Origin of the sequence: Parasulfitobacter algicola (genome assembly GCF_013315265.1) — a bacterium.
GTDB lineage: Bacteria > Pseudomonadota > Alphaproteobacteria > Rhodobacterales > Rhodobacteraceae > Parasulfitobacter > Parasulfitobacter algicola.
Genome location: NZ_JABUFE010000015.1, coordinates 1 through 12,679, shown reverse-complemented (window position 1 = coordinate 12,679; position 12,679 = coordinate 1). Strand labels below are relative to the sequence as shown.

Sequence of the window (12,679 nt, the reverse complement as noted above, 5' to 3'; positions counted from 1 at the left end):
GCACAAAAGATCACGGCAGCGCAAAAAGTCGATTGAGGAACCTGAGATCACAGGCTTAATCTAGCGTTAACGGGCAACGACGCCCAGAAATCCGCGCTGACCACTGTTGGTTGCGCATATCTCAAGAGCAAAGCCGCTCGTATGGAACACGGACCTCCTCCCCCGTGATCCCTACGTGCGGCTTTTGTCGTTTGTGCCCCCGATGGGCGTTAAAAGGAACTGATCATGAAAAAGACCATTGCAACATTATTGGCAACCACCAGCCTGCTGGCCACGGCGGCCTCGGCTGAGCTTCTGGAGCTTGAGAAAGAGGACCTGACGTTTGGCTTTATCAAGCTGACCGATATGGCCCCGTTGGCTGCCGCATATGAGCTGGGCTTTTTTGAGGACGAAGGTCTTTTTGTCACGCTTGAAGCGCAGGCGAACTGGAAAGTGCTGCTTGATGGCGTCATCAGCGGCCAATTGGATGGGGCGCATATGTTGGCCGGCCAGCCACTTGCTGCCACCATCGGTTATGGCACAGAGGCCCATATCATCACGCCGTTCTCGATGGACCTGAACGGCAACGCCATCACGGTTTCCAATGAAATCTGGGACGAAATGAAACCGAATGTCCCTTTGATGGACGATGGTCGCCCGCAGCATCCCATCAGTGCCAGCGCTTTGGCCCCAGTGGTTGAGGATTATCAGGACCGCGGAGAGCCATTTAATATGGGTATGGTTTTCCCTGTGTCGACCCACAACTACGAAATTCGTTATTGGCTTGCCGCTGGCGGCCTAGAGCCGGGGTACTACAGCCCGCAGGATATTTCCGGCCAGATCGCGGCTGACGTTTTGCTGTCTGTCACCCCGCCGCCGCAAATGCCCGCCACCATGGAAGCCGGCACGATCTACGGCTACGCCGTGGGTGAACCTTGGAACCAGCAGGCCGTATTCAAAGGCATCGGTGTCCCGGTGATTACCGACTATGATATGTGGAAGAATAACCCCGAAAAGGTGTTTGGTATTACCGCGGAATTCGCTGAAGAAAATCCAAATACCACACTCGCCTTGACCAAGGCATTGATCCGCGCGGCCATCTGGCTGGACGAAAATGAAAATGCAAACCGTCCCGAAGCGGTCAAGATGCTTTCACGGCCCGAATATGTCGGGGCTGATTACGAAGTGATCGCCAATTCCATGACCGGTTTCTTTGAGTTTGAAAAAGGTGATGTACGTCCCGCGCCTGACTTCAACGTCTTCTTCCGCTACAATGCGACCTATCCGTTCTATTCTGACGCAATCTGGTATCTGACCCAAATGCGCCGCTGGGGGCAAATCCCCGAGACGATGTCGGATGAATGGTACTTTGAGACGGCAGCCGAAGTATACCGCCCCGACATTTATCTGGAGGCTGCCCGTCTTCTGGTCGATGACGGACTGGCAAACGAAGCTGACTTCCCATGGGACAGCGATGGTTTCAAAGACGCCACACCAGCCGCCGATATCATTGACGCGATCCCTTATGATGGCCGGACACCGAACGCCTATATCGACAGCTTGCCGATTGGTCTGAAGTCCGGGCAGACCATCGTTGACAACGAAATCCAAGGCTAAGCAAATGGCGCCCACCTTGCGGACACATAAGGCGGGCGCTGGCCCACCCCCCCTTTTTTCAAAAGCAGCAGTTGGACACCCGATATGAGCGCGATTGATTCAAACACACTCGACAACGAGGCCCGCCGTGCGCGGCTTTTTACCCGCATCAACAAAGCCGACGCATGGTTCAAGGTCTTTGGCCTATCGTGGATGACACCTATTCTCAAGGCGGCGGCGGGCGATAACCCCCGCGCCCAGATGGGTGAAATCTGGCGCTTGCTGGGTGTCCCGCTGCTTGCAATTGCCCTTTTCTTGATGATGTGGGCATCGCTCGCGCCGCGCGTGCAGACATCACTTGGTGCCGTGCCTGGCCCCGCAGAGGTTTGGGAACAAGTCGGCGCATTGCGCGAGGATGCCATCCGCGAAGGTGAACGTGCAGCGGCCTTTTATGAACGCCAGGATGCACGCAACGCTAAACTGATTGCCGAAGGCAACGCCGATCGGGTGCGCGAACGCATATACACCGGCAAGCCAACATATTACGATCAAATCTGGACCTCGATTAAAACGGTTTTCTTTGGGTTCCTGATCGCCTCTATCGTGGCCATCCCATTGGGGATTGCGGCAGGTTTGTCTGTGACGGCCAATGCCGCGCTCAACCCGCTCATCCAGATTTTCAAACCTGTCTCGCCGCTGGCTTGGCTGCCAATCGTCACGATGATCGTCTCGGCAGTCTATACCACCAATGACGGCATGTTCTCCAAGTCCTTCCTGATCTCGGCCATCACCGTCACACTCTGTTCACTTTGGCCCACCCTGATCAACACCGCCCTTGGCGTCAGCAGCATCGACAAAGATTTGGTCAGCGTCAGCCGGGTGCTTAAAATGAACACTTATACCAAGATTACGAAGTTGGTTCTGCCTTCTGCGCTGCCGCTGATCTTTACAGGTCTGCGTCTGTCGCTGGGCGTAGGCTGGATGGTGCTGATCGCGGCGGAAATGCTCGCCCAGAACCCCGGCCTTGGCAAATTTGTCTGGGATGAGTTCCAGAACGGATCGTCCCAATCGCTCGCGCGGATCATGGTCGCTGTCTTTACCATCGGCATCATTGGTTTCCTGCTCGATCGGCTGATGTACGCCTTGCAGTCGATGTTCACATTCTCAAACAACCGGTGATTGGTAATGGGTATCCTGCAATTCAATAACGTTTCAAAGAGCTATGGTGAGATGCCGGTTCTCAAAGACATCAACCTGGATGTGTCAGAGGGTGAATTCGTCGTCATCCTTGGGTTCTCGGGCACAGGGAAAACAACGCTGATCAACATGATGGCAGGGCTGGAACAGCCTACGACAGGGTCAGTCACCTACAAAGGCAAACCCATCACCGAACCGGGGCGCGAACGCGGTGTCATCTTTCAAAGCTACTCGCTCATGCCGTGGCTGACAGTGAATGGGAATGTGGCGCTTGCTGTCGATACGATGTTTCCTGAATTATCGAAAGACGCGCGTGCTGCAAAGGTCGATCACTACGTCGGTATGGTCGGCCTCAGCCACGCAGCCGGCCGGCGCCCGGCTGAGCTGTCCGGCGGGATGCGCCAGCGGGTCAACGTGGCCCGCGCACTGGCCATGGACCCTGAAATGCTGCTGCTCGATGAACCCCTGTCCGCGCTTGATGCGCTTACCCGTGCCAATCTTGCGGACGAAATCGAGGCGATTTGGGACAAGGACAAAAAAACCTGCGTGCTGATCACCAATGACGTCGACGAGGCAATTATTCTGGCCGACCGCATCATCGCGCTGAACCCTGACGGGACTTTGGGCGACGCATTCAAGGTGGACATTCCGCGTCCCCGTGACCGCGTGGCGATGAACAATGACGCGACTTTCAAGTCCTTGCGTGGACAGGTCACGAAGTACCTTATGGATGTCGGGATAGCGGCCAAGGTCGAAGAAACGCGTATCCTGCCGACGCTGACGCCAATTCACGGCGTCCCTGCGGCTGTTGCCCAAGCCCAAGAAAGCGGGATGGACGAAAAGTTCCTGAATTTCTCTCAGTTGGACAAGGTCTACCCGACACCCAAGGGGCCGCTGACAGTCGTCAAAGGTTTCGACCTCAAGATCAACAAGGGCGAATTCATCTCGCTGATCGGACATTCTGGCTGCGGTAAATCAACTGTGTTGACCATGGCGGCCGGTCTGAACCCGATCTCCAAAGGTGCGATAAAACTGGATGGCTGGAACGTCGAAGGCGCTGACCCCGAACGCGCCGTTGTGTTCCAATCGCCCAACCTGTTCCCGTGGCTGACCGCCAAGGAAAATGTCGCCATTGGCGTCGACAAGGTCTATCCCAAAGCTTCTCAGGCCGAGCGTCAGGATGTCGTAGAATACTACATCGAACGGGTTGGTCTGGCCGACAGCATGGACAAGAGCGCTGCGTCGCTGTCCAATGGCATGAAGCAACGCGTCGGGATCGCCCGGGCCTTTGCCCTGTCCCCCAAATTGCTGTTGCTTGATGAACCCTTCGGGATGCTTGACAGCCTGACACGCTGGGAATTGCAAGAGGTCTTGATGGAAGTCTGGTCGCGCACTAAGGTTACCGCGATCTGCGTGACCCATGACGTGGACGAGGCGATCCTGCTGGCTGACCGTGTGGTGATGATGACCAATGGGCCGCGGGCAACCATCGGTAAAATCACCGATGTAAACCTGCCACGCCCCCGTACGCGCAAGGCCTTGTTAGAGCACCCTGACTACTATGCCTACCGCCAGGAGGTGCTCGATTTCCTTGAGGAATACGAGCATGGCGCAACCCCGACCCCGAAACCCAAAGCCATCGCAGCGGAGTAAACACCATGAGACAGAAACTGATTGTCATCGGGGCGGGTATGGCCTCGGGACGGGTGCTGGAACACCTCTTTGATGCGGGCGCTGACTTTCACGTAACCCTGTTAAACGCAGAACCCCGAGGGAATTATAACCGGATCATGCTGTCGCCTGTCCTATCGGGCGAAAAGACCTACGCAGAGATCGTGACCCATGACGCGCAGTGGTATGATGCCAACAGCGTGACCTGCCGTTTTGGGGAGCGGATCACAGCGATTGACCTCGCCGCCAAGACCGTGACCGCCGAAAATGGCGACGTGCTGGCGTATGACAAGCTTATCTTTGGCACAGGCTCCAACCCTTTTATGATCCCGCTGCCGGGGCATGATCTGGAAGGCGTGATTGCCTACCGTGATCTTGAAGATACCCAACGCATGATGGACCTTGGCCCTGACAACAAATGTGTTGTCATTGGTGGCGGTCTGCTGGGGCTGGAAGCCGCGGCAGGCATGGCTGCGCGCGGTGTCGACGTCACGGTCGTGCATATCATGGGCCACCTGATGGAGCGTCAGTTGGACGAGGCTGCCGGTTATCTGCTGCGTAAGGCGCTGGTGGACAAAGGCATCACCGTCAAATGCTCGGCCAACTCCAAACAGATACTGGGCGAAAACGGCAAGGTCCGCGCACTTTTGTTGGATGATGGGACGGAATTGCCCTGTGATTTGCTGGTAATGGCGGTGGGTATTCGGCCCAATGTGAAACTTGCCCAAGAAGCCGGATTGGCTGTCGGCAAAGGCATTCACGTCGACGATCAGATGATCACGTCAGACCCGAATGTGCTGGCCGTTGGCGAATGCGTCGAACATGGCGGGGCCATCTTTGGCCTTGTCGCACCGCTTTATGATCAGGCGAAAGTCGCAGCGCAGACCCTGATGGGGCAAAAGGCCAAATTCGTGCAAAAAGAGCTCTCGACCAAACTGAAGGTCACAGGATGTGACCTGTTCAGTGCCGGTGACTTTGCCGATGGCGAAGGGCGTGAAGACATCGTGTTCCGTGATCCGGCCCGTGGTGTCTATCGCCGCCTTGTCATCGCGGACAATGTGGTCAGGGGGGCCGTGATGTACGGCGACACCGCGGACAGCAACTGGTTCTTTGGCCTGATCCGAGACAAGACCGATATTTCGGACATGCGTGACACGCTGATCTTTGGACCCGCCTATCAAGGGGGGAGCCCCCTGGACCCTTTAGCAGCTGTTGCAGCCTTACCGCGTGACGCGGAGATCTGTGGCTGCAACGGAATCTGTAAGGGTCAAATCGAAGACGCGATTGCGGAGGGTGCCTCTGATCTGGGTGCCGTGCGATCCACAACTAAAGCATCCGGATCCTGCGGCACATGCACGGGGTTGGTTGAACAGGTGCTGGCTGTCACCTTGGGGGATGACTTTGTCGTGCCTGCCGCCGCCTCCATCTGCGGCTGCACGGACATGACCCACGAAGACGTGCGGCGTATGATTAAATCCCAAAAGCTGACGTCCATGCCAGCGGTCTGGCAGGAATGCGGCTGGAAAACATCCTGTGGCTGTCATGTTTGCCGCCCTGCGCTCAATTTCTATCTGCTCGCCGATTGGCCGCTTGAATACCAAGATGATCCGCAAAGCCGTTTCATCAACGAACGCAAGCATGCCAACATCCAGAAAGACGGCACCTTCAGTGTGGTGCCGCGCATGTGGGGCGGGATCACGACCCCCGATGAACTGCGCGCGATTGCAGATGCAGCTGATAAATACATGGTCCCTACCGTCAAAGTCACCGGTGGGCAACGCATCGACCTGCTTGGCGTCAAAGGTGAGGACCTTCCTCATATCTGGGCCGATCTGAACGCGGTGGGTATGGTGTCAGGCCACGCTTATTCCAAGGGGCTGCGCACCGTCAAAACCTGTGTTGGCACCGATCATTGCCGCTTTGGCACCCAAGACAGCACCGGCTTGGGGATCAAGCTGGAAAAAGAGCTTTGGGGATCATGGACACCGCATAAATTGAAACTGGCCGTGTCCGGATGCCCGCGCAATTGCGCAGAGGCAACCTGCAAGGACATCGGAGTGATCTGTGTCGACAGTGGCTATCAGGTCAGCATTGGTGGCGCCGCTGGCATGGACGTCAGAGAGACCGAATTGCTGCTGCAAGTGGCAACCGAACGAGAGGCGATTGATGTCATCAAGGCTGTAACCCAGCTCTATCGCGAAAACGCCAAATACCTTGATCGCATTTACAAATGGATGGGTAAGGTTGGCCTGGATTGGATCAAAGAGCGTGTTGAAATCGAACGCGACGCGCTGGTTGAACGGTTTGAGCTGAGCCAATCCATCTACCGCAAAGATCCGTGGGCCGACCATGTCCAGACCAAAGCGGACCGCTATCGTCCTTTGGCCAACCTTGCATTGGAGGCCGCAGAATGACCGACTGGATCGATATTGCACCACTTAGCGATGTGCCCCAACGCGGCGCACGGGTGGTGAAGACAGCCCTGGGGTGCGTTGCTGTGTTCCGCACTGCAAAGGATGAGGTCTTTGCACTCGACAATGCTTGTCCACACAAGGCGGGGCCATTGGCCGAAGGCATTGTACACGGCAATTCAGTGACCTGCCCCCTGCACAACTGGGTCATCTCGCTCGAAACGGGGGAAGCACAGGGTGTGGATGAAGGGCGTGTGGCGACCTATCCGGCACAGGTGGAAAGCGGGCGTATCCTGCTGGACCGGTCATTTCTGCGTGGCCGGACTGCCGCATGACACTGACACGGACGACATGCCCTTATTGCGGCGTGGGATGCGGGGTGCTGGCAGGTGCCGATGGGACCATCAAGGGCGACCCGAATCATCCGGCAAACTTTGGACGGTTGTGCTCCAAAGGGGCCGCATTGGGCGAGACGATTGACCTCGATGGACGGCTGTTGCACCCGAAAGTCAACGGGCAACAGGCAGATTGGGACACGGCGCTTGATCTGGTCGCCGCAAAATTCAGCGCGTCGATTGCGGAACACGGGCCTGACAGCGTCGCTTTCTACGCCTCTGGCCAATTGCTAACCGAGGATTACTACGTCGCAAACAAGCTGATGAAAGGGTTTATCGGCGCAGCCAATATCGACACCAATTCAAGGCTTTGCATGGCGTCTTCAGTTGCAGGGCACAAACGCGCATTCGGCACCGATACCGTCCCAGGCACCTACGAAGATCTGGAACAAGCCGATCTGATCGTGTTTGTGGGGTCCAACCTCGCTTGGTGTCATCCGGTGCTCTATCAACGCATCGCCGCAGCCAAAGAGGCGCGGCCAACCCTCCGGATTGTCAATATCGACCCGCGTAGGACAGCCACGACCGATCTGGCGGACATGCATCTGCAGATCGCACCGGATGGCGATATTGCTTTGTTCAACGGCCTTTTGACGCATCTGGCAGATGCGCATAAACTGGACAAAGCCTATGTGAAAACCCATGTGAACGGCATGGAGGCAGCGATTGCAGCTGCCCGCACATCTGACGGTGCTGATAGCGGATTAACAGCACAGGAACTGGCTGGCTTCTTTTCCTTGTGGGCAAACACCAACAAGGTCGTGACCATCTATTCGCAAGGCGTGAACCAATCAGCCTGCGGGACAGACAAGGTCAACGCGATCCTGAACTGTCATCTGGCCACGGGCCGCATCGGCCGGCCGGGCATGGGGCCTTTTTCGGTGACTGGCCAACCCAATGCGATGGGCGGACGCGAAGTGGGCGGACTGGCCAATATGCTGGCCAACCATCTTGAGCTGGACAACACTGATCACCAGCGGGCAGTGCAGGATTTCTGGGAAAGTCCCACAATCTGCACGCAGACGGGTTTAAAAGCCGTTGATCTGTTTCAGGCCTGTGCAGACGGTAAGATCAAGGCGCTTTGGATCATTTCCACAAACCCGGCCGTGTCAATGCCGGACGCGGACGGGGTCGCCGCAGCGATCGCCAATGTCCCTTTCGTGGTGACCTCGGACATCATGGAAAAGACAGATACCAACGATCTGGCAGATGTCCTTTTACCGGCCACTGGTTGGGGTGAAAAGGACGGGACGGTGACAAATTCCGAACGCCGTATCTCGCGCCAACGGGCGTTTTTGGCGGCCCCCGGTAGCGCACGGCCCGATTGGCAGATCATCAGCGATGTGGCCGGGCGCATGGGGTTTGGTGAAAGTTTTGCCTATCAAACGCCCGCCGATATTTTTGCTGAATACGTGGCCCTTGATGCAGCGGTATCGCACTTCCCGCGCGATTTGGATCTCAGCATTTTTGCCGATGCCGATTATGCCACCTTGATCCCGACCCAATGGCCAGCCAATGACCACAGGTTCTTTGCGGACGGAAGGTTTTATCATCCTGACGGCAAGGCTCAGATGATCCCTGTGCAAGCACCCGTCTTGCCAAAAGTGCGTTTTGCCCTGAACACAGGCAGAAACCGCGACCAATGGCACACGATGACGCGCACTGGGAAGTCCGCCCGTCTTGGGCCGCATCTGGCAGAGCCATATGTCGAAATACACCCGGCAGATGCGTCTGCTTTGGGCGCGTCTGCGGGGTCGCTTATTGCGGTCGAAAGCATCTATGGGTGCACGATTTTGCGCACCTTGATCACGCCCCGCGTGGCCAAGGGCCAGCTGTTTGCACCGATGCACTGGACACGCCAACAGACCACCCACGGCACCGTGAACAGCCTCACCGCACCCGTTACAGACCCGGTTTCAAGCCAACCCGCACTGAAATCAGGCGCCGTCAGCGCAGCTGTCTACCAGCCCAAATGGTACGGGTTTCTGGCCAGCAATACGTTGCCCGCGCCGCAGACACCCTATGCGGCCATTGCACGGACACAAACGGGATGGCAAGCGGAACTCGCGGGGGGCAAAACGCCCTTAGACTGGGAAGCCGAGGTTCGCAACCTATCTGGTCAAACGCAGGGGGAAGTCTCGTCGCATACGGACCCAGCCACCGGCACAATCCGGATGGCCATCGCCCAGGACGGCCTGATGACGGCATTGTTTTTCGCCTCACCACGTCCGGTTGTTGTGTCGCGCAACACAATTGTCAGCCTTATAGGCACGGACACACCGCCGCTGGCGGCACTTGCCGGGCGCAGCGGGTCTGATCAGCCCGACGCAGGTGCGACGGTCTGTGCCTGCTTCAATGTGGGCCGCAACACATTGCTGGCTGCGGCCGCAGGCGGTGCGCACAGCCTAGCGGCCTTGGGTGAGGCCACTTGTGCAGGCACCAATTGCGGGTCCTGCAAACCCGAACTCACCGCACTTCTGGCAGAGGCGTCACTGCCGATGGCGGCAGAATGAGTCTCGCACCTTTTGTCCAGATCGTGGCACGCGGCAAAGGCCGCGCACGCCCCATGACAATGGCCGAAGCGCGCGACGCTATGACATTGATCCTACGAGGCGATGCAGCCCCCGAGGCCGTTGGCGCCTTGCTGATGGTGATGCGCTTGCGCGGGGAAACCCCCGCCGAGATCGCCGGATTTACAGCGGCTTTGCGGGCGCATGTGACAGCAAAACAGCCACACGCTGATCTTGACTGGCCCTCTTATGCCGCGGGACGTAGTCGCGGTGCGCCGCTTTTCCTGCTGGCCGCACGACTGGTGGGTCAGGCTGGGTTTCGCGTCTCAATGCATGGCTGGAATTCACATCAATCGACCACCGCCTCGGTGCGAGAGGCGATAGATCTTGCAGGGTCAAATGTGACCTATACGGCGCTTGAAACACTCAGCCCTGCTGCGTTTGCCCTGCTGACCTTACGCGACACCCTTGGCCTTCGCTCTTGCGTGAATACGGTGCTGCGAATGTGGAATCCATCAGGCGCCGCAGCGACAGTGCAAGGTGTATTCCACCCATCTTATCGCGGTTTGCAGGCGCAAGCGGCAGGGATGCTGGGACAAAAAGATCTGAGCATCATCAAAGGCGGCGGTGGCGAATTTGAACGTCATCCGGCCAAAGAGACCATCGTTTATGGTCTAAGGGATGGGGCGCATATCCAAAAATCCGCAGGGCTTATTGTGCAAGACACCCGCAGACTTCACGAAGCCAGTGATCCCATCGACCTGCGCAACCTATGGTATGGGCAGGCGCATCATCCGTTTGCTGTCGCAACGATTACCGGAACCGCAGCACTGGCGCTTTGGACGCTCAGGGCCGCACCTACACTTTCAGATGCAGACCAAATGGCATGTCGCCTGTGGGCGCATCGCCATGACACAGAAAGCCTTTCCGCATGAAGACCTTCCCTATGTTCCTGCAAATGGCAGGCCGTCGCGTAGTTATTGTCGGCGGTGGTGAACAAGCCGCGCAAAAGGCACGGCTGATCCTCAAGACCGAAGCGTTGGTCGAAATCTGGGCACCAACGCTTGACCCTGAATTGTCGGGCCTTGTGGCTGACGGGCGGATGACGCATCAAACCGGACCGATTACACCGGATACGTTTTTAGATACTGCGATGACATTCATCGCATCGGGATGTCCCGGCATCGACATGGCGCTGCATTCCATGGCGAAAGAAGGCGGCGCGACGGTAAATGTGGTGGACCAGCCCCACCTTTGCGACGCCCTTACGCCTTCAATTGTCGATCGGGACCCTGTCGTTGTGGCCATTGGCACCGAAGGTACAGCGCCGGTGCTTGCGCGCCAAATCAAGACAAAATTGGAGGAGACGCTTGAACCACGGCTAGGCGATCTTGCAGCGCTGGCAGGACGCCTGCGTCACGCTGCGGCCGCCCGCCTTGGGCCGCGTGCGCGACGTGATCTGTGGCGCTGGGTGTTCAATGACAGCCCGCGTCAGCTGTTCACCGGCGGGTCTGAACGTGAAGCAGCCAAGCTGATCAAGTCGGCGATTGAAACCGGCGAATTCGGCGCGACAAAGGGTGGCAGTGTCAGCCTTGTGGGCGCGGGCCCCGGCGCCAAAGATCTGATTACATTACGCGGGGTCCAGCGGCTGCAAGAGGCGGATGTAATCTATTACGATCGCCTTCTTGATCCTGAAATCCTCGAATTAGCGCGACGCGATGCAGAACGCATCTACGTGGGAAAGGCACCCGGCTGTCACAGCTGGCCTCAGGAAAAGATCACCCAAACACTTGTCGCTGCCGCCAAACGCGGGCAACGTGTTGTGCGATTGAAATGCGGTGACCCCGGTATTTTCGCCCGCAGCACAGAAGAAACCGAGGCCCTCAAAGCCAGCGGGATTGCGTTCGAAATCGTCCCCGGTGTTACAGCGGCCTGTGCAGCTGCTGCGAGCGTCGGCCAAAGTCTGACCGACAGGGACAACATCGACACGCTTGTGCTGACCACCGGACATCGCAGCGACGGGTATAGGGTGCCCAATCCGATCAAAGATATCAGGCCCGGCACATGCGTTGCATTATACATGGCTGTTGGCACGGCACCTCAAATCGTCGCGCAGCTCGCAACAGATCACCCCGGTGTGCGCTTTGACGTGCAAGTCGTCGGGAAAGCGCAGCGCAACGGAGAAATCGTTTTGAACTGCGCACTCGAAAATCTCGTAACGACCCTGGCCGCGCATGAGATCAAAAGTGAAGCCATTCTCTTTGTGCGCTGGTCAAACCTTCAGCACCAACAGGACACGCCAAGCCAAAAGCAGCTCGCGCAAGCCTGAAACCGCCGAAAAAATTGAAAAGACGGTTTTTACCAGCCGTAAATGCGCAAGACGTCGTATGAGGTATCCTATCACCGTCAGAGGCTACGACGATGGACTGTTCATCATAAGAAGCCCGCTGTCAGCAATGCCCCAATGGCCAAACTGGCGCCTTGCCCCCTACGAAGTTATGGGTGTCGCAACACATCGGGCGCATATCGCAAAACTGATGAAGTAACGCATCGTCTTTCTTTATGGCTCAGCGCCACAACCATACCGAAGACGCAACTTCTTCCATAGAAGTCTCCCCGGTCCGCAAAGCCACCCAAACCAGCAACTGATGCAAGCGCAGCGAAAGGTTACTTCGTCCGCGACATATGAGTTCCTGCACCATGTGGCGAAAAGTCTGTTTGAGATCCGGCGCGGTTGACTCGTTTGAATGGCTGCTTTGGTGGACAATGCTACACTGCCATAAGATCATCGTCGCGGTTGCGAGCAAATGCTGCATAAGCAATAGCCGTAGCTGCACAAGTCGGCTTTGTCCTGTGTGGATGGCACCTGCAAAGCAAGACTTTTTTTCGAAGCAATTGGCAATTTGTCAGATACGGTCTT

At 57.1% G+C, this 12,679-nt stretch carries 8 protein-coding genes; all 8 read left to right on the top strand.

The features are described from left to right. Positions 1 to 225: 225 nt before the first annotated feature. Positions 226 to 1,596: a CmpA/NrtA family ABC transporter substrate-binding protein gene (locus tag HRQ87_RS17720; protein WP_174139784.1), complete on the top strand. Its 1,371-nt coding sequence runs from the start codon at positions 226 to 228 to the stop codon at positions 1,594 to 1,596. A gap of 84 nt (positions 1,597 to 1,680) precedes the next feature. Next, a complete protein-coding gene (locus tag HRQ87_RS17715) occupies positions 1,681 to 2,754 on the top strand; it encodes an ABC transporter permease (RefSeq protein WP_174139783.1) in 1,074 nt (357 codons plus the stop codon). A gap of 6 nt (positions 2,755 to 2,760) precedes the next feature. Further along, the gene (locus tag HRQ87_RS17710; protein WP_174139782.1) at positions 2,761 to 4,425 is read left to right on the top strand and encodes an ABC transporter ATP-binding protein; all 1,665 of its coding nucleotides are present in this window, start codon (positions 2,761 to 2,763) and stop codon (positions 4,423 to 4,425) included. A 5-nt stretch (positions 4,426 to 4,430) separates the two neighbouring features. After that, positions 4,431 to 6,857, top strand: a complete 2,427-nt coding sequence (gene nirB / locus HRQ87_RS17705) for a nitrite reductase large subunit NirB (RefSeq protein ID WP_174139781.1) — start codon at positions 4,431 to 4,433, stop codon at positions 6,855 to 6,857. Continuing rightward, on the top strand, positions 6,854 to 7,189 hold the full coding sequence (gene nirD / locus HRQ87_RS17700; protein WP_174139780.1) for a nitrite reductase small subunit NirD: 336 nt from the start codon (positions 6,854 to 6,856) through the stop codon (positions 7,187 to 7,189). Before nirB ends, nirD begins: the two co-directional genes overlap by 4 nt. Continuing rightward, positions 7,186 to 9,762, top strand: coding sequence for a nitrate reductase (locus HRQ87_RS17695; protein WP_174139779.1), 2,577 nt, complete (start codon positions 7,186 to 7,188; stop codon positions 9,760 to 9,762). The genes nirD and HRQ87_RS17695 overlap by 4 nt, the downstream gene beginning before the upstream one ends. Continuing rightward, positions 9,759 to 10,694 (top strand): glycosyl transferase family protein, encoded by a 936-nt coding sequence (locus tag HRQ87_RS17690; protein WP_174139778.1) that lies wholly within the window; start codon positions 9,759 to 9,761, stop codon positions 10,692 to 10,694. Before HRQ87_RS17695 ends, HRQ87_RS17690 begins: the two co-directional genes overlap by 4 nt. Then, the gene (gene cysG / locus HRQ87_RS17685) at positions 10,691 to 12,088 is read left to right on the top strand and encodes a siroheme synthase CysG (RefSeq protein ID WP_174139777.1); all 1,398 of its coding nucleotides are present in this window, start codon (positions 10,691 to 10,693) and stop codon (positions 12,086 to 12,088) included. The genes HRQ87_RS17690 and cysG overlap by 4 nt, the downstream gene beginning before the upstream one ends. Positions 12,089 to 12,679 lie beyond the last annotated feature (591 nt).

Bases quoted from the DNA above. Each gene is read 5' to 3' on its own strand.
- HRQ87_RS17720 (WP_174139784.1), top strand. From the start codon at position 226: ATGAAAAAGACCATTGCAACATTATTGGCAACCACCAGCCTGCTGGCC.
- HRQ87_RS17715 (WP_174139783.1), top strand. From the start codon at position 1,681: ATGAGCGCGATTGATTCAAACACACTCGACAACGAGGCCCGCCGTGCG.
- HRQ87_RS17710 (WP_174139782.1), top strand. From the start codon at position 2,761: ATGGGTATCCTGCAATTCAATAACGTTTCAAAGAGCTATGGTGAGATG.
- nirB (WP_174139781.1), top strand. From the start codon at position 4,431: ATGAGACAGAAACTGATTGTCATCGGGGCGGGTATGGCCTCGGGACGG.
- nirD (WP_174139780.1), top strand. From the start codon at position 6,854: ATGACCGACTGGATCGATATTGCACCACTTAGCGATGTGCCCCAACGC.
- HRQ87_RS17695 (WP_174139779.1), top strand. From the start codon at position 7,186: ATGACACTGACACGGACGACATGCCCTTATTGCGGCGTGGGATGCGGG.
- HRQ87_RS17690 (WP_174139778.1), top strand. From the start codon at position 9,759: ATGAGTCTCGCACCTTTTGTCCAGATCGTGGCACGCGGCAAAGGCCGC.
- cysG (WP_174139777.1), top strand. From the start codon at position 10,691: ATGAAGACCTTCCCTATGTTCCTGCAAATGGCAGGCCGTCGCGTAGTT.